Origin of the sequence: Methanosarcina vacuolata Z-761 (genome assembly GCF_000969905.1) — an archaeon.
Lineage (GTDB): Archaea > Halobacteriota > Methanosarcinia > Methanosarcinales > Methanosarcinaceae > Methanosarcina > Methanosarcina vacuolata.
This window is the reverse complement of record NZ_CP009520.1, coordinates 4,031,954-4,057,405: the sequence shown is the minus strand read 5'-3', so window position 1 is coordinate 4,057,405 and position 25,452 is coordinate 4,031,954. Positions and strand designations below refer to the sequence as shown.

At 40.6% G+C, this 25,452-nt stretch carries 21 protein-coding genes and 1 pseudogene; 10 read left to right on the top strand and 12 right to left on the bottom strand.

Translation table 11 applies throughout. From position 1 onward, the window contains the following. Positions 1–170 precede the first annotated feature (170 nt). From MSVAZ_RS19820 to MSVAZ_RS16640, 5 genes are all read right to left on the bottom strand, one after another. Positions 171–3,755 carry a PAS domain S-box protein gene (locus MSVAZ_RS19820; protein ID WP_232316140.1) on the bottom strand — a complete coding sequence of 1,195 codons (3,585 nt, stop codon included), beginning with the start codon at positions 3,753–3,755 and terminating at the stop codon, positions 171–173. A 406-nt stretch (positions 3,756–4,161) separates the two neighbouring features. Further along, positions 4,162–5,298 carry an MFS transporter gene (locus tag MSVAZ_RS21625; RefSeq protein ID WP_269746831.1) on the bottom strand — a complete coding sequence of 379 codons (1,137 nt, stop codon included), beginning with the start codon at positions 5,296–5,298 and terminating at the stop codon, positions 4,162–4,164. Between the two features lie 423 nt (positions 5,299–5,721). Beyond that, a complete protein-coding gene (locus tag MSVAZ_RS16650; RefSeq protein ID WP_048122801.1) occupies positions 5,722–6,009 on the bottom strand; it encodes a helix-turn-helix domain-containing protein in 288 nt (95 codons plus the stop codon). Positions 6,010–6,668: 659 nt separating this feature from the next. After that, the gene (locus MSVAZ_RS16645) at positions 6,669–6,899 is read right to left on the bottom strand and encodes a hypothetical protein (RefSeq protein WP_048122799.1); all 231 of its coding nucleotides are present in this window, start codon (positions 6,897–6,899) and stop codon (positions 6,669–6,671) included. A 300-nt stretch (positions 6,900–7,199) separates the two neighbouring features. After that, entirely contained in the window at positions 7,200–10,067 is a 2,868-nt protein-coding gene (locus MSVAZ_RS16640; RefSeq protein ID WP_048122798.1) for a DEAD/DEAH box helicase, read from the bottom strand. Positions 10,068–10,479: 412 nt separating this feature from the next. On the opposite strand from MSVAZ_RS16640, the gene MSVAZ_RS16635 reads away from it, so the two are divergent. Next, positions 10,480–10,941 carry a hypothetical protein gene (locus MSVAZ_RS16635; protein ID WP_048122796.1) on the top strand — a complete coding sequence of 154 codons (462 nt, stop codon included), beginning with the start codon at positions 10,480–10,482 and terminating at the stop codon, positions 10,939–10,941. A 165-nt stretch (positions 10,942–11,106) separates the two neighbouring features. Next, positions 11,107–11,368: pseudogene (locus MSVAZ_RS20630) on the top strand (IS1634 family transposase); the annotation flags it as partial. A gap of 5 nt (positions 11,369–11,373) precedes the next feature. On the opposite strand, the gene MSVAZ_RS16630 reads toward MSVAZ_RS20630, so the two are convergent. Next, the gene (locus tag MSVAZ_RS16630) at positions 11,374–13,083 is read right to left on the bottom strand and encodes a flippase activity-associated protein Agl23 (RefSeq protein ID WP_048122794.1); all 1,710 of its coding nucleotides are present in this window, start codon (positions 13,081–13,083) and stop codon (positions 11,374–11,376) included. 79 nt (positions 13,084–13,162) lie between these two features. On the opposite strand from MSVAZ_RS16630, the gene MSVAZ_RS16625 reads away from it, so the two are divergent. From MSVAZ_RS16625 to crcB (MSVAZ_RS16610), 4 genes are all read left to right on the top strand, one after another. Beyond that, positions 13,163–13,456, top strand: coding sequence for a ubiquitin-like small modifier protein 1 (locus tag MSVAZ_RS16625; RefSeq protein WP_048122792.1), 294 nt, complete (start codon positions 13,163–13,165; stop codon positions 13,454–13,456). A 20-nt stretch (positions 13,457–13,476) separates the two neighbouring features. Next, on the top strand, positions 13,477–14,670 hold the full coding sequence (locus tag MSVAZ_RS16620; protein ID WP_048122790.1) for a molybdopterin molybdotransferase MoeA: 1,194 nt from the start codon (positions 13,477–13,479) through the stop codon (positions 14,668–14,670). A gap of 207 nt (positions 14,671–14,877) precedes the next feature. After that, a complete protein-coding gene (gene crcB, locus MSVAZ_RS16615; RefSeq protein WP_048122788.1) occupies positions 14,878–15,258 on the top strand; it encodes a fluoride efflux transporter CrcB in 381 nt (126 codons plus the stop codon). Positions 15,259–15,262: 4 nt separating this feature from the next. Continuing rightward, entirely contained in the window at positions 15,263–15,631 is a 369-nt protein-coding gene (gene crcB, locus MSVAZ_RS16610; RefSeq protein ID WP_048122786.1) for a fluoride efflux transporter CrcB, read from the top strand. A gap of 180 nt (positions 15,632–15,811) precedes the next feature. Here the strand turns inward: crcB (MSVAZ_RS16610) and MSVAZ_RS20945 are convergent, their stop codons facing one another. Continuing rightward, entirely contained in the window at positions 15,812–15,985 is a 174-nt protein-coding gene (locus MSVAZ_RS20945; RefSeq protein ID WP_158498980.1) for a DUF5350 domain-containing protein, read from the bottom strand. Between the two features lie 360 nt (positions 15,986–16,345). Between MSVAZ_RS20945 and MSVAZ_RS16605 the strand changes: the two genes are divergently transcribed. Continuing rightward, positions 16,346–17,059 (top strand): YkgJ family cysteine cluster protein, encoded by a 714-nt coding sequence (locus tag MSVAZ_RS16605; RefSeq protein ID WP_048124256.1) that lies wholly within the window; start codon positions 16,346–16,348, stop codon positions 17,057–17,059. A 44-nt stretch (positions 17,060–17,103) separates the two neighbouring features. Here the strand turns inward: MSVAZ_RS16605 and MSVAZ_RS16600 are convergent, their stop codons facing one another. The 4 genes from MSVAZ_RS16600 to MSVAZ_RS16585 all read right to left on the bottom strand — a co-directional run bounded on the left by MSVAZ_RS16600 (position 17,104) and on the right by MSVAZ_RS16585 (position 20,486). Continuing rightward, on the bottom strand, positions 17,104–17,790 hold the full coding sequence (locus MSVAZ_RS16600; RefSeq protein ID WP_048122784.1) for a 2,5-diamino-6-(ribosylamino)-4(3H)-pyrimidinone 5'-phosphate reductase: 687 nt from the start codon (positions 17,788–17,790) through the stop codon (positions 17,104–17,106). A gap of 174 nt (positions 17,791–17,964) precedes the next feature. Continuing rightward, positions 17,965–18,819: a CBS domain-containing protein gene (locus MSVAZ_RS16595; RefSeq protein ID WP_048122782.1), complete on the bottom strand. Its 855-nt coding sequence runs from the start codon at positions 18,817–18,819 to the stop codon at positions 17,965–17,967. 86 nt (positions 18,820–18,905) lie between these two features. Beyond that, on the bottom strand, positions 18,906–19,358 hold the full coding sequence (locus tag MSVAZ_RS16590; protein ID WP_048122780.1) for a universal stress protein: 453 nt from the start codon (positions 19,356–19,358) through the stop codon (positions 18,906–18,908). Between the two features lie 18 nt (positions 19,359–19,376). Beyond that, positions 19,377–20,486, bottom strand: a complete 1,110-nt coding sequence (locus MSVAZ_RS16585; protein WP_048122778.1) for an amidohydrolase family protein — start codon at positions 20,484–20,486, stop codon at positions 19,377–19,379. A 728-nt stretch (positions 20,487–21,214) separates the two neighbouring features. On the opposite strand from MSVAZ_RS16585, the gene MSVAZ_RS16580 reads away from it, so the two are divergent. Both MSVAZ_RS16580 and MSVAZ_RS16575 read left to right on the top strand, forming a co-directional pair. Beyond that, the gene (locus MSVAZ_RS16580) at positions 21,215–21,532 is read left to right on the top strand and encodes a DUF167 domain-containing protein (RefSeq protein ID WP_048122776.1); all 318 of its coding nucleotides are present in this window, start codon (positions 21,215–21,217) and stop codon (positions 21,530–21,532) included. Between the two features lie 164 nt (positions 21,533–21,696). Continuing rightward, positions 21,697–22,128, top strand: a complete 432-nt coding sequence (locus tag MSVAZ_RS16575; RefSeq protein ID WP_048122774.1) for a toprim domain-containing protein — start codon at positions 21,697–21,699, stop codon at positions 22,126–22,128. Between the two features lie 130 nt (positions 22,129–22,258). Here the strand turns inward: MSVAZ_RS16575 and MSVAZ_RS16570 are convergent, their stop codons facing one another. Beyond that, on the bottom strand, positions 22,259–22,672 hold the full coding sequence (locus tag MSVAZ_RS16570; RefSeq protein ID WP_048122772.1) for a DUF356 domain-containing protein: 414 nt from the start codon (positions 22,670–22,672) through the stop codon (positions 22,259–22,261). Between the two features lie 1,357 nt (positions 22,673–24,029). Here MSVAZ_RS16570 and MSVAZ_RS16565 point away from each other — a divergent pair. Continuing rightward, positions 24,030–25,373, top strand: a complete 1,344-nt coding sequence (locus tag MSVAZ_RS16565) for a glutamate-5-semialdehyde dehydrogenase (RefSeq protein WP_048122770.1) — start codon at positions 24,030–24,032, stop codon at positions 25,371–25,373. Positions 25,374–25,452: the final 79 nt, after the last annotated feature.

The following is a 25,452-nucleotide window of genomic DNA, read 5'->3' as shown; positions in this document are numbered from 1 at the left end:
CACATATCCAATTGTATTTATCTTTCTCATCATTACCAAATTATAATATATGTTGCCAAATTATAACATATATTTCCAAATTATAATATATATTACCAAATTTATATCTACATTCTTGTGATTTTAAGCCCTACTTAAGTCGATTATCTTTTATCTTCTATTTAAGCCGATTATCTTTTATCTATTACTGTAAATCTCATCGTGAACTCTGTGCCATTGTTCCTTTTTAATTCAAACTCTCCATCTAACTGATCTGCGAGAGTAGTTATCAGTTGTATGCCAAGGCTATCAACATTTTTAATATCAAGATTTTCAGGAATGCCTACACCATTGTCTGAAACAACTAGAATAAAACTGGTAGCCCTATCGGCTTCCTTTTCATTTTTATATTTACTGTTTTTTTCTCTATGTAATTTAATTTGGATTTCTCCCCTGTCTTTGCCGGGAAATGCATGTTTGAGAGAGTTGGAAACGAGTTCATTGACAACTATTCCTAAAGGAATACCAGTATCCATATTAAGGAAGACATTTTCTTCCAGATCCATTGAAAGGTGGATATTTTTGCTTTTAAGGCTGTAAGTCTGGAAAAGATTTTCAGCTAACTCTCTTATGTACGTCGAAAAATCTAATGTATCGGTTCCTTCTCCTTTATAAAGTTCTTCGTGGATGAGCGCCATAGATATAACCCGGTTCTGGCTTTCTTTGAAAGCCTCGATAACTCTCGGGTTATCAAACTTATCAGCCTGAAGGTCAAGAAGGGAAGAGATTACCTGCAAATTATTCTTAATCCTATGGTGAATCTCCTTTTTACGGGTAATTTCAACATTTGCTAAGGCTTTTTCTGCTTCTTTACGTTCGGTAATATCCTGAATAATTCCTTTAGCTCTAATAGGGTTGTTTTTTTCATCAAAAATAACTTCAGATTGCATGTGGACTATACGCTCTTCCCCATTAGCCAGGATAATCCTGTATTCAATACTGTTAGTTTGCCCTTTTACAGCTTTCTTAATGGCAAGGGCACCATCAACATAGTCACTGTCATCTGGATGTATGTAATTTAAAAACGCGTTATAAGGTGGTGCGGATTCTTGAGAAGCACGTCCAAAAATACAATACATTTCCTCAGACCAGTATGCTTCGTCCGTTGCCATATCCCACTCCCAATTCCCAATATGAGACATTTTTTGAGCTTCAGCAAGACCTTTCTCACTTTCTTTCAGCGAGTTATAAGCTTTTTCAAGTTCTGCGGTACGCTCTTCAACCATTTTTTCTAAATTTTCATGTGCTTTTTTTAACTTAACTTCTGCTTCTTTGCGCTCCGTGATGTCATTTGCTGCTCCAAACCATTCAACGATTTCGCCATTTGCATCCAGTATCGGAACCGCACGCGAGAAAATCCATCCCAGGTTTCCGTCTGCTAGACGGACCCTGTGTTCCATTTCGTAAGTACTCTTCGTCCGTATGGCTTCATTGATGACTGCCATCACATGCGGCTGATCTTCCGGAGGAACATATTCATGAATCCATGTGTTGCTTGGGCTTTCCGTATTGGCAAGAAAACCTCGACCATGGAAATATCGCATCTCGCTCCAATCAGGGTTCACGCTATATACCATTTCTGAACTGGCAGTCACCAGAGCACGGAAGCGTTCTTCACTCTCCCGCAGCGCCTCTTCGACCCGTTTGCGCTCGGTAATGTCAATGCAAATACCGGACATGCGCTGAGGCTTTCCATTGCTGTCATAGGTCGTATTGCCAAGGGCGTTGATCCACCGCACTTCTCCCGATGGGAGCACGATCCGGTATTCGTTTGCGAGGGAGGTGTGGTTGTTAATTGCTGTTTCAATCCGTCTTTCCGCAACCAGCCTGTCGTCAGGATAGGTCACACTTCTCCATAAGTCAAAGCTAGCATCAGATTTCCTGGGATCTAAACCAAAGAGGCGGAATAGGTCTTCGGACCACTCAATCTTGCCGGCAGACATATTCCAATCCCATATGCCTGCGCCTGCAGAGATCTGGGCCAGCCTCAAACGTGATTCGCTTTCCAGAAGTGCTTCCTCTGCTCGCCTGCGCTCTGTGATATCACGTGCAGCAGCAAAGACACCCATAACCTTGCCATTCTCATCTTTATAAACTGAAGCATTATACAAAACAGGAGTTATATGTCCGTCCTTATGTTGGATTTCCAGGGTATAATCCCTAGCCTCACCTTGCATGAATACCTGCTGATAGCCTGCACGTGCTTTTTCAGGTTCGGTAAAATAATCTGAAAAATCAGTTCCAATCAACTCATTTCTGGAATATCCAGTAACCTGTTCTGTAGCATTGTTTACATCGGTAATCTTACCGTCACGCCCAATAGTTACCAGAGGGTCCAGACTTGCTTCAATCAGACTCCTGTTATAAACGTTTGACAACCTGATAGCTTCTTCTGCTCTTTTTCGTGCTGTGATGTCTATAAACGCAGAAATGGACCCACGTAGTTTTCCCTGCTCGTCACGTAGGGGTCTGGCATTGCCCAGTACATGTCGCATCTGGCCGTCAGCAGATACGATGTCTAACTCGCAGTTGTTTATCTCTATGCCCGTAGCTGCTAACTGTGATGGCATTTTTGAAGGTGGGATCTCTACCCCATCCTTGAATAATTTAAATATCTCTGGCTTCTCTCCCTCAGGAGCAGATTTAGAAAAGTTTGTGCCTGCAGGAATTCGTAACCATTCATAGGAAAGCCCATTACCAGTTATCTGAAGCGCCTGAGGGTCATGTGCTATGTACACGGCAACAGGCACAGCATCCAATAATACTGCCAGTTCCTCTGAACGAGCACGCTCACGTTTCTCGCTCTCCTGCAGTGCATTTACAACTGTATCCCGTTCAGCCAGTGACTGAGATAGCTTGATATTGCTGTAACTTAGTTGCGATATCATATTAGCAAATGTCATAAAGAAAGCCATGCTCGCATCCACAGCTTTCTTACTAAGCCGAGGAACTGTTTCAAGCGCCTTTATATATTCATCTTCATTAAAGCCGCACTGCCGAGCTTGAGATCGAAAAAGCTTATAGTTAAGGGGCTCGTCATCAAAAAAGAACTGTCCTGAAAAGATATTGCCAACGTGCTGACCTTCTACCATAACTGGAGTTACAACGTCCCACATGTTGTTTTTACATTTGTACAACTTATATCCTTTCGGAGCAACGTCCGCAGTTAGATGTATGTCCCTTTCTGTACAATGCTTGCAGGCTTCAGGACTAACTCTATGGAATTTCATGCAGATATCCTGCCATCCAGCACTTACCAGAACGTTTCCTTCCAAATCGGTTAGGCACATGGGAACATGAGCAAGCGCATAAAAGTCACTCATAAGGGACTGGACCGCTTTAGTATCAATAATCCTGGCAAGATCCAGGTTCGCCTTTTCTTGAGTTTTACTTCCCTGAAGTTTTCCCTCAACCTTTTTACGGTCACTTATATCAAATCCGTAAATGTTTACACATTCTTGTTCAGGAGAGGGATGAAAAACGATAAAATAGACTTTTTTACCCATAGCAACTTCTATTTTTTCAATACTTCTCCGAGAAATTGCCCTTTGAACGAAAATTTCGAGGTTTAGAGGTAATTTTTCCCCGACTACCACGCCCCAATCACGCAATAAGGGCTCCCCCGCCTTATTGGAGTAAAGAATAACTCCGTCCTTTGCCACACTGAGCACAGGATTCGAGTCTATTGCTTGAGACTGCTCATTTTTCAATTTCATTTTCCCCTCAAATCTCCCTTTCTTAAGTGACAAAATATCTGACTTTCAATAATTATTTACAAATTATTTGTAATTATCGTACTACTAATTATCTCTTTTTATATATAATAAAATTTCAGTGATTTACGAAAGTAATCTTTAGCTTTAAAATAACTCAATAGTGCTATTTACTGATCTGTATTTTTATCATGACTATCTTTTTTACACTATATATTAATTAAATTACATAAATATAATACTTTTAAACTTATAAATCACATTATTACTATTTTTGTACTGAAAATTTCATGTGCGTTTTTATTGTTTCCTGTTTCTGCTCCTGCGGGAAAATATTTTCAATTAACTCCATTGTTGAATATCAAGCAACTATCAATAATCCATACAATTTTGAAATTCTGAAACTCTTTTATGAATGTTTATGTTGAAGCAAAAGCGGCGCCAGGAAAGCTATAAGGAAAGCTGTAAGTGCTACAGCAATAGCAGAGCCGGCAACTCCCTGCCAATCTGCTATCTTCCAGGCCAGCATTGCACCTCCAGACCCCATGCTGCCGCCAATAAACATCCCTACCATGAACAAACTATTCACCCGGTTGCGTGCTTGCGGCTTAAGCCCGTAAATTATCTGCTGATTGGCAACCATGGCGCTTTGCATCCCGAAATCCAGAAGAATAACCCCGAAGATTAAGCCTGCAAGAGAGTTCCAGCCTGCGAGAATCAGCCAGGATAGCAGAGCTGCAAACGCACCTGTAGAAACAACCTGGCCTGGTCCCCGGCGGTCAGCTAGACGTCCAGCTATGGGAGCAGCAAGCACTCCAACCACCCCAATGATTCCAAAAAGTCCTGCAACATCAGCGCCGAGGTGGAAAGGAGGCTGTTCGAGATGCAGCGCAAGGATCGTCCAGAAGGCGCTGAACACGGCGAAGATTAATCCCTGTGTCAAGGTGGCTCGACGTAGACTGGATTCTTCGCGCCAAAGTTGTAGGAGTGAATGAAGCAGCGGACCATATTGCATAGAAGTTGTGGGCCGACTGAGCGGCAATAACAGTGCCATTGATGCCGCACCAACCAGAACCAGAGGAATACCAAGCCAGAACATCGCTCTCCAGCCGTAGTGAGTGGCAATAAAACCGGCGAGAATCCGGCTCAAAAGCATGCCGCTCAGCAATCCGCTCATAACGCTGCCGATAATTGCACCTCGGCGGTTATCAGAGGCAAGCGATGCGGCAGCCGGTATTATCTGCTGCGTGACAGAGGCGGTAAAGCCAATGCAAAGTGAGGCGCCCAGCAGGGCCCAACCAGTAGATGATGTAGCGGCAAAAAGCAGTGATAAGGCCAAAACGAGAAACTGCAACACGATGAGTCGGCGACGTTCTATCAGATCGCCCAGAGGTACCAGAAGCAGCAACCCAAGTGCGTAACCGAGTTGGGTAGCAGTTGGAATCAGGCTGGGAGCCAATTCGCCTGGGAAAGAGCGAGTGATAACACCAAGCATTGGCTGGTTATAGTAGATGTTCGCCACTGCGATTCCGCATGCACAGGCCATCGCAAAAACAAGCCCTTTACCTGGCTCAGAGGCACTTCTTGTATGGAATGTGTCCTTTTTAGAATAGTAGGTTCCGTCTTCCGACATGTAGTGCGATTTAAAACGATCAAGTACTTTATTTATTTCCCTCAGTCATAGGTTACACCATATAACCCGATGATGAATACATCAGATATTGTGATTCTGGATAACAGCCCATTAACATTGCTGTCATGTGAGCTTCACACACAAAAGTTACCATTTGTGCATGTCACACCAGGATTACCTCAAATGGAAAGTAGCTATGAAGCAATTCATAGGATAGCTTCTTGTCGCACCTGCAAAAAGTGGAGTTAATGTGTTTTTCATTAAAACGATAGTAACCTGATAAGCAAACGCTTATAAAATAATGGGGAAGTTGATGAATCCCATACTTATTGTTGCTCAGGCTTCAACTTCGATCTGGTTAAGTTTATTGTAAAAATCAACTATCAACTTTGCAGCTTCGCTTTCCATGTTTAACTGGAAAATTCGAGTTTGCTTTCCGAAGGGTTTTTCTGTAACAACTCCTGATCCAACCAGAGGTGTGATAACCCTTGATACACTTGCGTGTGACAATCCAGTTTCTTCAGCTATTCCTGAAAGATAAGTTGGTTCGTTTTGTCGTTCAATAAGATTCTTAAGGACTGTCATCTGTGCGGTTTTCCCGAATATTTTTTCTAATTTATCCATTGTTTTTCATCTCAGAGATGGCTTTTCTCTAATTAAATAATTCCTATTTTCTAATATTAGATACGACCATATATTTATTTCTTTTCTTTAATATAAATTGACTGATATTTAAGAGTATAAATGAAAACAATTAAAAACAGTCATTCTACACATACAAACAATAATGGAAACTCCAGAAAAGACATATATTTTTGGCTCTTCGTTGTTTTGTGTGGGTATCCGCATAACGTCCTCATAAAAACCAATGCGTTCTTGAATTGAAAATCATCTTACCCATAGAGAATAGCGAAGAGCCATATTTTTTCTATCTTTTACGTTAAATCCAAGATGAAATTATGCAATCCAGGCTGAAAAAGAGATTTCTTTTTTCAGATCCCTTTAAATAAATCGCAGTTTTAACTTAGAACCTATCAGAGAAGTGTTGTAACCGTTATATCTAATAGAAAAGTAAGATAATAGACAAGCAGGCTAAGACCTGAATATCTCCATATTATTTTCCATTACTGTTTCTGATAGCCAACTGCTCAGACAGATGCCTCTTAGATGTCTCCAAAGTCTCAATAGCTTTATTTATATTATATAGATCATTTAAAATGGTTTCCATGTCCGGATAAGTAATTTATCCTTCTCCTTCAATATATAAAAATACCTTTTTCATTCTATGTAAATCGTTTCCAAAATATCCCTGTAAAATGCTCTTCATCCACCCTCATATTTTCAATCATCTGTGACGCCGTATAAGGTACAATTCCCCGGCTGGCAAGAGAAATAATCGCCTTTTCCCCTGCGAGCGTAATATTCTTGCGTTTCTGTAAACTTTCTGTAAACTTTCTGTATCCGTTTCTTTTCTTTAGGGGAAACCTTGACCTTTTTTGCCTGTTTCTTGGCAAGGTTGATTTCCCCTTCTTCCCAGGGTTTGAGGCTGCAATCATCTTGTTTTTATAGTAGCCAACTGATTCAAATCATAAATAAACAAAAAAAATTGAATTGGGGATAAAGACATCTGAGTATTGTAGACGGAGGGCGAGTAATGGTATACATTATAAATTGATTGGGCCAGATGTCTTTGCTGTATAATATTTAGGGATCGTTATATAAGTGCTATTATCTACTGCTATTTATCATGCATTTATTTCAGTACTCATATTCTTACTTTCAATAGTGCACCAGTATACATTATATCCTGTTTTTCATTCCCAAAACTTCTTGGTCTTCACATAATTTCTCTCTGCAACCAGAATATCCCTGTAAAACGCTTCTTCGTCCACCCTCATCTTTTCAATAACCTTTGACGCCGTATCAGGCCCAACTCCCCTGCTCGCAAGCGCAATAACCGCCTTTTTCCCCTGCGAGCGTACTATGCTTGCGTTTCTGTAAACTCTCTGTATCCGTTTCTTTTCTTCGGGAGAGACTTTGACCTTTTTTGCCTGTTTTTTGACAAGGTTAATTTCCTCTTCTTCCCAGGGTTTGAGGGCTGCAATCATCCTGGACTCGCAGACCGGGCAGATGATTTCTTCAGGGACGTTCTTGACCTGCCGGCGGGAAGTCCATTTCTTGCAGTTAGTACAAAATAAAATAATTCGGTCGTTCATAATGCGTTCCTTAAGGGCAAGCACTATTGATCGGTCGGCTTTCTCCGGTGCGACCAGGTCTTTTTTCATGGCAAAACCGGCTGAACCAATCGGAGTTGGCAAGGACACTTCAACTGAAATTTCGCCGGCTGCAAGTCTTTTAAGGACTTCTTTTGTCCTCGGGACGTCAAGCAGGTCGTGGAAGATTTCCCGGATGACTTCGTCATACATTGAGGAACCCTGGTATATTTCCAGCAGCTTTTTCATGCTTATCCGGTCGTAGTCAACGTCTCTGGATAGGGCTCCGAATTTTCGGGCAACGTGGACCATTTTCCATTTCATCAGCATTGTGTTTTTCAGGGTCATTTCTATGATCGGCTCAACGTGTTCAGGGCGGAGGGAAAGCAGCATGTCCCGGATCTGGAAAGAGCCTACCCGCCTTGGGAGGTTTAGCTTTATCCTGTAAGGGTCCACCTCCTGGGCTACACTGCTTCCGAAGCGGGCTGAAAGAAGCGAGGTTAGAACCCTGGCAAGGGTACCATTTGTATTATGGCCAAAACAGGCGTTCAGGGTTACAGCATCTCCTTCGTCTTCGATCACAATCGTATCCGCATCAGGGAGGGGAAAGCCTCCTTCTACGTGTTCACGCACAAGGCGGACCAGTTCAAGCACAGCATTCCTTGCTACGGGATATTTTGCCTGGAGTTTTTCGGCAATTGATTCATCATCAAGTTCTGCCCGAATAAAAGCCGCAATTTCCGCCCTTAGCTTTCCTACATCCTGGGCTACGTCAAAAGGCACAGGGATTTCTTCACCGGTCCAGCTCGGAACCTCACCTGTGCCTTCCACAGGTTCGACTTTGATCCTATCCTTTCCCTGCTCGCGGTCAGGCATCTCAACGACACGCCACATATAGCCTTTTGTTATGAAAACGGTACCTTGTTCTGCAAAATTTACGACAAAGGCTTCGTCCAGCACGCCGACTGATTTTCCGCTTACAATATCATAGATCTCGTACTTTTTCTCGTCCGGGATCATGGAAAGGTTCTCGTAATAGTATTCCCGGCTTTTCCTGCGTCTTTTGACGATATTTGAACCTTTTTCGCGCCAGACCAGTTTGTAATCCCCTATCTGGTCCACAACTCTTTGCAGTTCCTCAAGCCGCAGATCCCGGAATGGGTAAGTCCGTTGAAGAATCTTGAGAATTTTCTCAATTTCAATCTCCCCAAAATCCATAACCATGCCAGCGATCTGATTTGCCACGACGTCCAGGGATTTTATATGCGGAGAAACTTCTTCCACCCTGCCTTCCAGTGCAGCTTTTGTAATTACCATACTTTCTGCAGTATCGTCGACTTCCATAGAAATTATAGTACCCCAGGAAATCGAATGCAGCTTATGCCCGGCTCTTCCGACTCTCTGGAGAAGCCTTGAAACCTGGCGCGGAGACCCGTACTGAACTACCCGGTCGACGTTTCCTATATCGATTCCAAGCTCCATTGACGAGGTGCAGATAAGGCCTTTAAGGGCTCCTGATTTGAACGCCTCCTCAGCTTCCACACGGGCTTCAAAAGAAAGCGAGCCGTGGTGTACACCTATGGATGTCCCGAGTTTCCGAAAACCGGCAGCTAAAGCTTCGGCACTCTGCCTCGTATTTACAAAAATAAGAGTGGACTGACTATCTTCAACAATTTTCCGGATGCAGAGCAGGTGAGATGCAAATTCGGGCTCGCAGCCAACTGTTTTTGCAATTTCCAGGACTTCTTTTTCCCTTATCTTTCCTTTTTCTGAAACCTGAGGGTTGACCACATCAAATTCAAGCAGTTTCAACAGGGCTACCTCAATTACAGTAAAATCCCTTCCATTACCTGCTAGGAACTTTGCAATTTCCCAGGGGTTCCCGACTGTTGCAGAAAGCCCGATTCTCTGGAACTCTCCTGAAATTTCCACAAGTCTCTCAAGCCCAACAGCCAGTTGAGTTCCACGTTTTGAACCTGCAAGCTCATGGATTTCGTCTATCACGACATGAGTTACGGTTTCAAGGTTCTGGCGCAGGCGGGAGCCGGTAAACATTGCCTGCAAGGTCTCAGGAGTAGTGATCAGTACATCAGGGGGATTTTTCGACTGGCGCTGCCTTTCACTTTGCGGAGTATCACCATGCCGAACCTGGACTTTGATGTCGAGCAACTGCCCGAGGATTTCAATACGAGAAAGCATATCCCTGTTAAGTGCTCTCAATGGAGTTATGTAAAGGGCTGAAATTCCCTTTCTGGCTTCAGGTTTCTTTTTCAGGATACTGTCAAAAACAGGCAGCACAGCTGATTCGGTCTTGCCTGAACCCGTAGGAGCTATCAAAAGAGTATGCTTTCCATCCATTATGTGAGGAAATGACCTTTCCTGAGGTTCTGTGGGTTTTGTAAAGCCAAGAGTTTTGATGGCTTCCTGAATCTTTGGATGAAAAGTGTTAAAGATGTTATAAAATGTCATGTTTTTGTAATCAATTTTTGGTTAAATTGTTCAATTATTGTGTTAGTTGGCACCAGTATAAATGTTTCTCTGCAAGTGCATAAATAAAGTGAGTAAAAAAATAGAAAAATGCGGTCTCGAATTGAAAATTGTCTTATCCACAGGGAATGACGAAGAACCAAATATATAAATTAACCTGTATTAAAATAACATCAATTAACCAGTACCTAATTATAATTAATTTGTCCTAATATAATATAAATTAACCAGTATCTAATTATAATTAACCTGTATTAAAATTGAAAAATTAAATATATGGAATTAAAGCTATGAAGAACTGAAGGTCGAAATCACACAATTTATTTTCAAGGTACGTAATCTATATAAAGGTTTGAATACAAATATATATTTATAAACTTAATTAAGGAATCAAATGTCAGGAAAAAAATCTTTAATAATAGTTGCAGGCATATGCCTTTTGTTAGTAGGAATTATTATTCTAAACCCTTTTATGCAGCAGAATTCTCCAACTAACAAAGAAGAAAACAACAGTGAGAACAAAAACAACAGTGAAGAAGAAAACAATAGTGAAAGCGCTAGTCCGAATTCTTTCTTCATAAATAATTGGGGTAACGCAAACCATGAAGTTACTGTAGAACTTCTTAACTCAAAAAACAATTCTGTATTTAGCGAATCATATACCTCGGTTCCTGGAGAAACCATAGAAGATCAATTTCCAGTTACACCGGTAACAGGGGGACAAGTTGTAGTTACATTAGATAACAATATCACCAGGACCCAGCCGGTTTCAGAGGATTTGACAGACCTAGTACTATACATTGACATAGATATGATAGCCAGTAGTCCATTGGACCTGACCACTGTTCTTCCATGAATTAAATAAGGAATGATTCAAATATAATATCAAAGTTTTCCGTTGCCAAAAATGATTATTTAGGGAAATGGAACTATAGATCAATTCCCAGACTGAAAATTTGAAATTATATTTTTATCATTCCTTACACTCTGACACTATAAGTGTCAGCGTTTATGGCGATGTGTTCCTGCAACAATTAATGAGGCAAAGGAACTGCTAACTGCAAATCTAAACCTGAAAACGTTGAAAAGCAACGAAAGATACTCATTTTATCAAACCTTTGTGGAATATGGTGGAGTTAAACAAAAGTGGGTTTTGTTACTCTCTCATAAAATGAAAGAAAAAAAGAGATAACTCTCAGAAGGAAGTTTGAAAAAGAGCTTGAAAAAGCAGAAAAGTCGCTTAAAAAGCTGGCAGGAAATGACTTTTCTGTGAAGAAGATTCATAATTTCATATTCTTTTTTCTTCTGTATTTTCCAGTTCTTTATTATAATAAAGAGTGAACTCCTTTCCAGGGCGTAAGGAGAAATTATATGAGGCATATTTTTCTTCCGGAATTACCTCATACATCCGATATTTTGCAGGCACGATTATTGCATCGTATTTTGCCTTAGCCTGAGGTTCTGTATAATATGTTGCTTTCTCATAGTCCCTGAGGTACCAAGGAAGGGGCCAGTAAAGGTTTTCGGGATCTACAACTGATATACTTAGAGTTTCAGGCCCAATATTAAATTCTTCAATTTTCTCCATAAGTTGCCGGATATCCGGAGATGCCTGTGAATACGTCATTAGCTCATCAGGTTCCATACTTCTATAAAAATTTACAGAAATGCACTGGGCCAGGGATATTATTAGTGTAAGCACCAGAATCCCCACAACAAAGATATGGGCTCTGGAACGTTTTGTCTCGAAAGTGGGGTTTTTGTCTGTTCCGGAAGTAATGTTTTCTGTTCCGAGTAAATTCATGTTTTCTGTTCCGGAAGTAATGTTTTCTGTTCCGGATAAATTCATGTTTTCTGTTCCGAGTAAATTCTTCTGTCTTTGGCCAGGCGCCCTGGAAAAAAAATCCCCCAGATAAGCTCCCGCCAGAATCCCGAAGGGTAGGACAATGTGCACAACAAGCCAGGGGACTTTTTCCTGAAGATAGGAATAGAGCAGCAAACTCGCAACTGCCCAGTAGGAAAGAAACATGAAAAAGGAGGCATTTTCTCCTTTCTTTTTAAGGAAATGAACAATACCCGCAGTCCCAAAAATCAGAATCGGGCTTTCGTATACAAGAAGGATAGGAATATAAAAGTAAAAAGGGCCTCCTATGCGTTCAATTCTGTGCATCTCCATCCAGTGAGAAAAAGCCCTTTCCACAATTGAAAAGAGGGTTTCCGGGGTTCTGAAAAGGCTTGTGTAGAATAACATTACTATAAAAATAAACAGAGTACCTGAAAGCAGAACTTCCGGTATAAATGGAAAAATAGCTGAAATCTTGAGAATAAGAGTTTTTTTAAGGCTCAACTTTTCTTTTTTCCAGTCGGAATAGAACCTGTACAAAGAATAAATCCCTGCATAGGCTCCGAACATGAGAATAATAAGATAGGCATTCTCTTTTGAAGATACGGCAATTGCAAGAGAAGATGCTGTAAGGATAAGATAAGGGTATCTCTTTGGGCTGTGAAGGTTCTCAAGGTATCGAATTCCCCCTATAACAGTTGCCAGTGTGCAGAAAACAATGATTGGGTCATTCCTGAAGAACCTTGAAAAGTACACCATGCTTGGAGAAAAAGAGAGCAGGAAAGCCGACCAGAGTACACCTCTTTCTCCAAGTTCCTTCTTAAGTAAAAAGAGCAGAAGAATTGCCGCTACTCCGAAGAAGACAGGGATCAAGCGTGCTGTTGTGTCGTTTATTCCCAGAAAGTGAAAGACAACAGCAGTAGAATGAAAAAGAAAAGGGCCGTGATAAGCCGGATTATATCTATATTGTCCGGTTTCAAGAAGTCTAAGGGTAAAACTGGCATGTACGCTTTCATCGTGATGGAAAACTCGCTCTCCCAGATCAAACAGTCTTATTGACAGAGCAAAAAAGATGATCAGAAATCCGAGTATTTTATATTTTTTTTCAGAAAGTTCTGGCGAGTTTTTAGTATTGTAATCCCGGCCTCGCTGCATAATTCCCCCAATCCTCCAGCATAGCTGCTTCTTTATGAGCATAGATATATTTAAGGGATAGGATGAAATAGTCTCTCTCATGGCTGAGGTTAAAGTCAAGTTATTTGCAAATTTGCGTGAAAAAGCAGGTACATCGGAACTGCAGCTATCGGGAGAAAAGGTTATTGATGTCCTTCTATCCCTTACTGAAAAATATCCCGAGCTGAAGAACATTATTTTTGAGGAGCCCGAAGGAAAAAGCGAAGCTCCAGTTATGTGCGGTTCAATTAATGTCCTTATAAATGGAAACAATGCCCGGCATCTCGATGGGCTTGATACTCTTCTTTCGGATGCCGATGAGCTTGCCGTCCTGCCTCCGGTTTCGGGGGGTTGATTTTTTCAGGAAGGACGATCATGGGCAGGATATTCAAAGAACGAACCTCGGTTGATGAAGCTTTGAGACTTTTTCTTGAGCATATTTCTCCTCTAAAGAAAACAGAAGAAATCTCACTCGAAACCTGCACAGGCAGGGTACTGGCAGAGGACGTGATCTCGGAAAGGAATGTCCCTCACTACCGGCGTGCAGCTATGGATGGATACGCGGTAAGGGCTTCCGACACTATGGGAGCTTCCCCTACAAATCCGGTAATGCTGCAGCTTTCTGACCGAGTAGAGGAAGGAAGTTTAACCTGGGTCCATACTGGGGCTGCAGTGCCTGAAGGAGCTGATGCTGTCGTAATGGTTGAAGATACCATCGCCGTAGGAAACCTTGTTGAGATCAGAGCTCAGGTCTACCCGACTCGGAACGTGGGACAGGTTGGAGAGGACATAAAAAAAGGAGATGTTGTTTTTGAGGAAGGGCATCTTCTTCGTCCTTGTGATGCTGCTGTGCTTGCGTTGCTAGGACTTGACAGGGCAAAGGTTTTCAAAAAGCCGGTTGTTGCAGTTATTCCCACAGGAGATGAGCTTGTAAGCCGTCAGAAAGGCAGGGATGTCCTTCTTCCTGGTATGGTGCTTGAGACTAATGGGCTGATGTCGTCTCTTTATGTGAATAAATGGGGTGGAATTCCCCGATATCTCGATATAGTGCCTGATAGCCCGGAAAGTATAAAAATGGCTATAGAAGCAAACATGGATACCGATATGATTCTTCTTTCTGGCGGAACGTCAGTAGGAAAAAGAGATCATGGCCCTGAGGTTGTGGCAGCTCTTGGAGAACTGCTCGTTCACGGCATAGGAGTCAGCCCCGGTAAACCTGCAGCCATTGGGGTTATAAATAACGTTCCTGTCGTTTGCCTGCCAGGTTATCCGGTTGCCGGACTCGTTGCCCTCTATCTCTTTGTCCGTCCTGGGATCCGGAAACTGGCAGCAATTCCGGAGATTTCCGAGCTTATTCTTAAAAGACGCCTGGCTGCAAAAGTCAGTTCGAAAATAGGATATGTTAATTTTATCCGCGTTGTATTTGAAGGAGATAAAGTGCGCCCTCTTACCGGAGCTGGAGCCGGGGTACTGAGTTCCGTTGCAAAGGCTGATGGGTATGTGCTGGTGCCAGAAAATATTGAAGGGTATGATGAAGGAGAAGAGGTTGATGTCTTCTTAATCGAATGATATTTCTGTGTTCTCTCAAAAACACCTTTTTTCTCTTCTTTACTCTGTTTTTCTCCATTGAAGCCCGGAAGGAATTTTCCCTCCTTCTGAGATAAAGTTTTATACTTCAAGGGCTAATCAAACGAAGAAAACCAGAGCTAAAACGTTCGGAGCTAAAACGTTCAAATCTAAAATCTAAACTTTTAAGTGATTCCTGAGTGAAAAACAATGTCTTCCATGCATAAAGACCTGGATAAGATTTTTCTCATAGGTGCTGGCGGGTTCCTTGGAGCAATATGCCGTTTTTCACTCTGTGAGCTCATGGAATCGCATTTAGGTATCCTTTCGGTAAACGTACTCGGAAGCTTTATGCTCGGCCTGATAATGTACGACACTGAGTATATTGGGTTTATAGGTCCAAAAGGAAAGCTTGCTTTCGGGACTGGATTTATGGGAGCATTCACAACATTTTCGACGTTTGCAGTCCAGTCTTTTACCATGCCCTTTTTCCCTGCTCTGGAAAATATCAGTGTTAACCTGTTTCTTGCCCTGGTCGGCGTGTTCATGGGTAGGAGTACAATAAAAGCCCTTTCAGGTAGGGAGGTATGAAGAGATGTTCTCCCTTCCAGGCATGGAAAAACTCTTTTTGATAGGTGCAGGTGGTTTCATTGGGGCATGCCTTAGATATATGGTTTCAAGCCAGGTTCCCAGGATTAAGAATATCCCTGCAGGCACGCTTACAGTGAACCTCTTAGGGACCATTGTACTCGCTTTTCTCACTTTTTCTTCTGAACCCCAATCTATGGTCTATCTCGTAAATATAGGAATTTTAGGTTCCTTTACCACATTTTCTACCTTCGCATATGAAACTTTCAAATTGCTTGAAGAAGGGCAAAATTTCTCCTTTTTCCTGAATATCTTTCTTAACGTTGCACTCTGCCTCGCAGGGGTAAGCATTGCATACCTGGCTCAAGGTTTGTGAGTTTAATACCGAAAGATGAGTAGAAAAATTTTCTATGGAATGTATTATTCTAGAATTCTAGAAACTATTATTCCATGAAGAAAATCTATTTTACGGCTTAAAAACAAAAGCCAAAAAGTTAAGTTAAAAAAGTTAAGTTAAAAAGTAAATTCAAAAAAGTAAATTTAAAAGCCCTTAAGATTACTTTACAAGAGCCTTTGCAGATCTTCTGATGAAGCGCCTCTTATGACCTGAAGAACTGAAGCGCTGTGCAGGTCCTGGATGTGCTTTTTGAGCCTGTGACTTCTGGACCTTAATTACTCTGCCTTTTCTGCCTTTTACTTTTACCCAATCAATGCTGCCGGTTTTGCCCATTATCATTCCTCGTTAAGTTTAATCTTAATTTTCTCTGAATTTATTTGTAATTTATCACGTAATATCCAGGTATTCGCTTATTGCTGGACACTGCCGGTTGCCGCGGATTCTTTCTTCTCCTCGGCAGAGTCTCAATAAACAGGTATTTAAACAGGTGTTCCCTGGTTCTATAGCGTTAAGTGTTAAATCGATAATTCTCAATGATTATTGAAAAATATCTAATATTTTTTGAAGCCTGAAAGTGCGAAATTATAAATGTCATCAAGCCTTGAGTTTATGTTAAAAAGAAATGCTAGTAATTAAATGTTACGGACATGGAATTAAAACAAGGTAGAATTGCACTATTCTTTTCTTAAAAAGGTGATTAACGTAAAAAAAAATAACATTGAAACAGGGCTTTCAGATGCAAGGGAAGAACTTGCAGGCGTAAAGAAATTTCCTGACCCTGAATTTGTAGGCATTATTAAAGGGCTGGGGTTCAGATGTGAACTTTGTGCACGGTGCTGCACAAAAGAGTTTAATGATCATGTTTTCCTGCTCGATGCAGACCTGGCCGTTATAAGGCAGATAAATCCGGATTCAGTTACTCCTGCTCCATATCCTGAGTTTTGTGACCAGAAGGGCAGGTTTTATGTCTCAGGCTATGCCTTGAAAACAAAACCTGACGGCTCTTGCATCTTCCTTGAGAATAAGCGATGCAAAATTTATGACAGGCGTCCTTCAATCTGCAGGGTCTATCCATACATGCTTCATCGGGAAGCTGACGGCTCTGGCAATGTGGACTGGCGCCAGATAAGCGGCTTAAACGAGCATGGGAGCTATTATTCCGAACTGGAGAATTCCGAATGTGAAGCAATTGCGAGGGAGACAAGGGCTTATGAAGAGGCTTACCTGAGACAGATGATCGGATTTTTTGAAGCTGTGAAAGCTCACTTCCAAAAAAACGGACTGAAGCACGTTCAAAGCGTATATGACCGCAGAATACGGGAGTTTCTTAAAGGCAAGTGCGAACTTGAAGTCTTTGTATATTATAACGGCGAGTTTGAAAAATGTAACCTTAAGCCCGGTACTTAAGCTTGGTACCAGTCACCAATGCGGTATATATTGGCAATTTGATTTTATTTTGCCTTGCCTTTTACTTTCCACCTGAGAAGTATCCCTTCTTCGATTGTTTCAGCAGAAGACAATTCAAGCATCAGGAGTTCGGCCTCTGAAAATCCTTCCCCGTCCGTAAAAGTCGGGGCTGTTTTTCCTCCGATTATAAGGTTTCCAACGAAAGTATAGACTTCATCAACAAGACCCGCAGAGAGCATACCCCAGTTCAGGGTTGCACCTCCCTCAACCATGAGGGTGTTTATTCCTATTTCCTTTAATTTTGCTGCAAGCTCGGTAAGATCAACTTTAAAGGTCCCTGTTTTAATGACGAGAGCTTTTTCTTCCAGTTTTTCTATCTTTTCGTCAGGTGCAGAAGTTGAAACGGCAATTATCCGGAGTCCGTCTCCTTTTTTGAAAATATCGGCATCAAGCGGAGTCCTTGCTGAACTGTCCACAATGATCCTTACTGGATTCTCGTTTTTTCCCGCGGCTTTCCTGGCTGCCCTTCTCTCTGGAGACTTTACGGTTAAGCTTGGATCGTCCGAAAGGACAGTTCCTATACCTACCATAACTGCATCTGCCTGGGCTCGGAGTTCGTCAACCCTTTCAAAATCAAGTTTTCCGGAGATTCTGACCTGTTTCCTTTCCTTTGTTGAAAGTTTGCCGTCGGCTGATATAGCAGAATTAATAAAAACAAAAGGTCTGTCCATTTTTCTGGCTCCTGAAAAAAGTAATTTTCGGAGGCGTTTCTGGAGAGAAAGCCTCTTTACTGGAATAAATTTTGAATAGGCATTAATAGCCTTATTTTTCTTAAATAGCTTTATTATTCTTCGCTTCACGTTAAAAACGTTTAACGGTTCTTAGAAGCGAGATTTAATCTTAACTTATTCGATTTCTATCAAAGGCTTCAGGAGATCATGGTCTCTCAAAAGTCCCTGAAGTTTCCGGTTTGAATTGATAATCGGAACCTGGTCAATCCTGTTCCGTTTCATTTTCCGTGCACAGTCGCTGACGGATGTAATATACGTAGCTGTGATCGGCTCCCTTATCATTATATCACTGCCGCTCAGGTTGGGAACCTTAATCCTTGAGACGCTATAGTAGATGCTCATGGTGTCTCGCATCGATTCCCAGGTCCACGCATCGTCGTCCTGGCCTGCAGACATATCTGACATCTCTACACTGTCTTCAATTATGCTGGCAGCAATAACATCACGATCCGAGATTATTCCTATGAGCTCCAGGTTTGAATCAAGTACCGGGACAGCCTTAACACCTGCGAGTTCCATAATTCTGGCAGCAACAGGCAGAGGTGTTTCACTGTAAATCGCAACGACTTCCTTTTCCACATAGTCCTTTATCGGAATATCGATGTTCATGTCCGCAATTGTGCCTATAATATCTGCCACGGTAACAAGCCCTACAAGTTTCCCGTCATCGACCACTGGAAGCCTTCTTATGTGGTGCTCCAAAAGTAAGCGTGCTGCAGTCTGCAAATCCGATCCGGAGGATATGGTTATCGGATCACGTGTCATAAGAAGAGCCAGTTGTTCTTCTTCAGGGTTTTGTAAAAGGTTTGTCCTTGTTACAACTCCCACAACTTTGGAGTCTTTAAGTACCGGAACTCCTGATATGTGCTTGTTCTTAAGAATTTTAAGAACCTCATCCCTTGAACCTGGAAGGGTTGCGCTTGCTACATCCCTTACCATGATATCTTCAATGAAGATGTTTTTTGGCATGTAATCTACACCTTTGTATACTCTGAATCCTGGTTTTCTTTCCCCTATCTCTATTTTCTCACAAGGCTTCCAGTTGGCAGAAAGTCTTAACCTTGTTTTTCACTCCGGACGACCAGGACCGGGACTTTTGAGCCTCTTACTACCTTCTCTGCAACGCTTCCCATCAGAAACCTGTCGAGCCCGGTTTTTCCGAGGGTGCCCACAACTATCAGGTCAGCATTATTGTTTTCTGCAAAATTTATAATCTCATTACTCGGGTGACCTTCCAACAGCACTTCTCTTACCTCAACTCCTGAGCCTTTTCCGCGTTCCTGTACCATGGATATTGCTTTTTCCCCTTCTTCTCTCAGGGTATCATACATTGCTTCCCATCCCGCATCCATAGGTATCGAAGAAAAAGAAGTTATATCTATTACGTAGAGAGCGTGAACCGTGGCCCCGCTGAGTTTTGCAATCTCAATACCGTAAGAAATAGCCTTAAGGCTGTTCTCGGATCCGTCTGTTGCAATCACTATATTCCGGTAAAATTCGCTCATCATGTCTGTTCTCCATTTGCTTTACGAATGAAGTACTGATAGTATGTCATCGGGTCTTGCCCGCCTTGTGATTCCACTTATGGGGTTCTTTATCCCTGCAAGATTATTGGAATTTCCATTCAGGATCATGAGATTAGCTTTATTCCCCTTTTGTATCGAACCCGTAGAATCAGATCCCATTACAAAGGAACTATTAAGTGTGCAAATTTTAAATACTTGCCTGTCATCAATGGAATAAATTTTAGACATAAATTCCATTTCAGCAAACATATTTACAGAATTTAACATTACATTATCCGTTCCTGCAGCTACTTTTATCCCAGCTTCCAGCATCTCGGCAACAGGTGCAATTCCGGCTCCTGTAATTAGATTAGATCTGGGACAGACAACAACAGGAATCTTTGCATCAGCCACGTCTTCAAGATCTTTTTTTGTGGCATTTGTCAAATGAATCAGGAGATCTGGCTCAAGTGACAATGCTTTTTCTATGTCGCTCGTATCTTTTTCTCCTGCATGGATCGCAAAGAATTTTCTATGTTTCCGTGTGCAGGTAGCAATATTCTCCAATAGTTCGAGATCAAGGTCATTTGCCCCACTCATTCCAAGTCCGGTAGAGCGTAGAAGAATTCTTCTTACTTCTGCCAGTACAACCTGAAGAGGCAGTTCAGGCTCTGTAGGTCTGCCCAATATCATGGAATGAAGGTTAAGTCCTTCAAGAGCTTTGTTCAGAGCTGCTACCCCTACAACACCCCCTTCTCTGAAATCCGCAAAAGCACAGGTCCCGGTTTCTATCATGTCCAGCAAGGACTTTCTCATGCCCTCAATCAGGGTTTTGTATGGTGTGTCTCTTAATATCCTATGCTTTAACCCATCAGGAGGCTTTACAAGAGCATCAAGGTCTCTTTGAGTCCGAAAGCCGGAAACTTTTCCCAGAGGAGGGTCTTTGAATACCGAGTCTCCAAGGTGAGTATGTGCATTGACAAAACAGGGAGCAATTATGTTCTTAGAGAGTGTACGCTCTTCCCCAACTTCCGTAATTATTCCTCTCTTTACGCAGATATACCCCTCAATAGGTTCCAGTTCGGGGCCTGCAATAATTGTCCCGGGAATTATCTGTTCAGTGCCGTACATATATAGCACCTCAGCTACTCATTAAGCATATGTGCTTAATTTCTGGAAGAGCAAACATATACATAATATATAAGTTTTTCTTCAGATTTTTTACATTATAATTTTTTCAGGATATATAAATCTTTAAAATATAACTTTCTGAGAATGCATTTTTTTGAGAACGAAATTTTGCTAAGAACGCCGCCCGTCGCCTGATTTCATGCTTTTATAGTTTTTTGTTATGTTTGTTGTTTTCATATCGCAGTTAATTCTGCATTCTTTAAAGTTATCTTTCCAAATTATCAGGTTCTTATACTGCCCCTATAATCGAAATCGTTTCTTGTAAGAGAAATCGGTTTTTAATACAAATAGTTTTTTAATATATATACAATGTAGTAAATCTAGGGTTTGCCGACATTTTTATATATCACCATGTATATAATATGACTTTGTCGCATTGTATAGGTCCTTGCACGAGGTAATGGAAAATCCTGACTGTGAATGCATAGACAACCCCAATGCGGTACATCAATAGTGTGACACTGCCCTGCACGAGGGTAACTGAAAGTGACTGCGGAAAACCAGAGGATGAGCTTTCGGAGTTAGTGCGCCAGGGCTACAACACTATTTTCTCCTTCTTGTAAAAGCTCTTTCTTTAATCTTATACTCCCATTGTTTCCTATTATTTCTTTACTTTAAAGGGTCAGTCCGTTATTGATTTATAGAATCCCTCCAGAAAGGTAAAAGATATGTCCTTCGAAGAGGCAATAACAGATCTGGGTTCAGGTGTAATTGTTGATATAGAGGTTACTCCAGGCTCCAGGTCGATTTCGGTTCCAAGCGGTTATAACGAGTGGCGCAAGCGAATTGAAGTAAAACTAACAAAAAATGCCCAGAAAGGAAAGGCAAACGAACAGCTGGTAGAATGCTTTGCTGAGCTCTTTGCAATTAACAGTTCGGATATTCTCATAAACAGTGGGGCAACAAGCAGTAAGAAGTCTTTATTGTTAAAAGGAGTTTCATATCAACAGGCAGTTTCAGTTTTTGGAGCGCATTTAAAAAAATAATCCAGAAATTTAAAAACTACATTTGAAAATAACCGAACTTTATGAGTTATTTCCTTGTTTCCTGATAAGTAAAGTGCCTATAAGTAAACTGTCTATAAGTAAACTGTTTATAAGTAAACTGCAGTTCTCTTAAAGTTTTAATTAATAAAAAGGTTGCAGAAAACGTGGTTGATCTTGAAATTTACAGAAAAAGGCTTGAAAGAATTGAAGAACTGCTCTCAGAACTCTCCGAATATTCTGGACGGGGAGCAATTATCATTGTTGAAGGAAAAAGAGATGTCCTCTCACTGAAAAGGCTTGGAATAGAAGGTAATTTTGAACTCGCAACTCGTCAATCTCTTTTTAATTTTTCTGAGAAAATTGCTCGGCTTGGTAGTGAAGTAGTTATACTAACTGATTGGGACAGACGAGGTGACATTCTGGCTATAAAACTTTCAGGATACTTCCAGAGTTTCGGTTTGAAACCCGAACTTGAGATCCGAAACAAACTCCGACTCATATCTCAAAAGGAGATTAAAGATGTAGAAAGCCTGTACACTTATGTTTCCAGGCTGAGAGTAAAAACGGGCTTTTGTTCAAAGCAAGATTTCCAATAAGTCTAAATCTGAAAAATGAAATTTAAAGGTCAAGTTCAAAAATTAATATTAAAATTAATATTAAAATTAATATCATAATTAATATTGAAAACAAATATTAAAGTTAACATTAACAATTGACAGAGTTAGTTCATTCTTTATGCATAGGATTAGGTTCTGCTTTTTCCTGAATTATCTCCATACTCTGTGGATTCTTCTGATGGTTGAATGTTCGATCAAATTCCGGATATTTTGGAAACTTGCCAGCCAGTTCTTCAAACATTTTGTGCCTTGGACTAATGATGATTATGTGAGCGGGAGGATGAATTTTTTTTAGTCTGCTAATTGCCGCTCCTGCATGATTATTCAACTCCACCAGTGCTGCAGAGTTACATTTTGACTTGAGGGATACGCCCATTACACTAACAAGAAGCTCATCAGCATAGTTTGGTTCTATGCATTTTGGAGTAGCTGAAAATTGAATATGTCCGTATCGTTCTAAATCATGTAAGGCTATTTTTACTTTATCCGAGTCGTCTGCCCGGACTAACGCGAATGATTTCATTTTTTACACACCACCAATATACTGAAGTTATCCCCATTTCGATATGGATTTACCCCTATAATAATCTTTGTGTATGAGAAATGCTGAACAGCCAGGTTTTTTCGGACATTTCAGACCTCCTCTGGTCTTTTTATCGCTTTTACGGCACTTATATATGGTCTGGTCCCCAAGGCTGTAAAATTTCATTTCTCTTATCCAAGAGATCTTCAAAAATTATAAGGGTACCTTGCAATTTCTTTTTTCAGATGTAGTATACGCTTCCAGGTAATGGAGTCGTGTATTCTATAGTTATATTCATCGTATATATATTCGTTTTGAAATAATATCTATTAATGAAAAAGTTTTATTTTCCAAGTAAAAAAGCTTTTTTGACTTTTTACCTTTCTAGTATTTTTATATAATTCCTATTTTTTTTATAAACATACATTAAAAAATTAATTTCCTATAAGCTTATTATTAATTTTCAACTTTAACATAATTAAAACCATGGTAACTTTATTCATTCTATTAAGCTACTCAAGGCTAATTGCCAATTTTTATGGGGTTTAAAATAAACTTTAATAAGATAGAGACTTATTTCAGGTGAATTTAAAATATGAATATTTTCACAAACTTGAGCTGCTGATATAAGCCATCAGATAAATTCCCAGACTTAAAAGCCTAAAGTATATATCATAAGTTAAATATTAAAAATAATATATTCAGTATAATATATTAAAATTGAATATTAAATGTAAGAGCTTCATGATCATATATTAAAAGTAAAAAATTCTAAATAAAATATTAAAAACAAAATATTAATTATAAAATATTAAAAGTAAAAAAATTCTAAATAATCTATTAAAAATACAATGTTATATATAATATCTTAAAAATAAAATGTTACTTGCTAAAATGACATCTTTTATCTAGGACTTCGCTATATCATATACCGAAATCGCGTACAATAAGGTATCAAAAGGTATTACATAACTGTATTCTCTTTCTTTTCGTCGTGTTTACTTTATGAATGCAGCGGAAGAATTTATACATCTTTAGAATTATGGATATACCCCCGATATTTAAAGAAAAAATGATCTTTAGTTTATTTCTGATATTCAATCTAAGTTCAGCACTTTCAATAGTAAGTCCCATCATTTGTAATTTAGTAATAAGACCGTTACCTGTAATTTAGTAATAAAACCGTTACCTGTAATTTACTAATAAGACCGTTACCTGTAATCAATAGTAAGATCTTACTTCTATCCGTTGTTGAATAATGCCGAATCTTCTGTAAATTAACTGATACAATAACAGGTTTGGCTGCCCAGTTCCCTCATTAAGGCATACATGAATCATTATATTAGAAGGTGATTATATGGCTGAAGATATTAAATCCAAAGTAATACAGGCAAAAAAGGCATCGATTGAACTTTCCAGTGTAAGTACGGAAGTAAAAAACCTGGCGCTTGAGGCCATGGCTCAGGCTCTGGACAAGGAAAGGACAGCTATTCTGGGTGCAAATGCAAAAGATCTTGAAGCTGCAGCAGAACTGAAAAAGAAAGGGAAGCTCACTCAAGCTCTTGTAGACAGGCTTAAAGTAAGTGACTCAAAAATCGATGGAATGATTGCAGGAATCAGAGATGTAATTAAGCTCAAAGATCCTGTAGGAGATACTCTCTCTACTCTTGAGCTGGACAAAGACCTCATTCTCTACCAGGTGAGCTGTCCGATTGGCCTTATAGGTGTTATCTTTGAATCTCGACCTGACGTGGTGCCTCAGGTTATGTCCCTTTGCCTTAAGAGCGGGAACGCGACCATCTTCAAAGGTGGGAGTGAAGCCCGGGAGTCTAATCGCACTATTTTTCAGATTCTTGTAAAAGCCATAGAATCCACAGACGGCATGCCAGCAGGGGCTTTCCAACTTATGGAAACCAGAGAAGAGATAATGGACCTGTTGAGTCTTGATGCTTATGTAGACCTTCTCATCCCCAGAGGTTCAAATGAATTTGTCAAGTTTATCCAGGAAAATACGAAGATCCCTGTACTGGGACATACCAGCGGGATCTGCCATATCTATGTGGACGAGTATGCGGATCTCGATACAGCCTGGAAGGTCTGCTTCGATGCCAAAGTACAGTATCCTGCAGTATGCAACGCCATTGAAACCCTTCTGATAAACCGTAAAATTGCAGATGCTTTTCTGCCGAAGATGGCAGATATGTACCTTGGTGCAGGGGTTGAATTACGCTGTGACGAGGATAGTTATACTCTGCTTGAAAAAAGAGGGCTTTCTACTCTCTCACGAGCTACGGAAGAGGACTGGGGTCTTGAGTACAATGATCTCATTCTTTCGATAAAACTCGTTGATACCATAAAGGAAGCTATCGACCATATAAACACTTTCGGTTCCCATCACACCGATGGAATAATCACTGAGAATGCTTCAAAAAGAAAAGAGTTCACAGGGCTTGTTGATTCTTCAAGTGTTATGGTAAATGCCTCAACCCGTTTTGCGGACGGCTATCGTTATGGAAAAGGAGCCGAGGTTGGAATAAGCACAAACAAAATCCATTCCCGTGGGCCTGTAGGCATGGAAGGTCTTCTGATCTACAAATACATCTTGCTAGGGAAAGGGCAGGTTGTTGCAGACTACGCAGGAGAAAATGCAAAACCCTATACGCACAGAAAACTTGACCTTAAGTTTGAAGATGTAAATTGAAACCCTGCGGAAGAATTCCGAAGAATTATGATATGTTTATATATCTGAATTGGAATACCAGCTCAAATTGAGTGCAAGC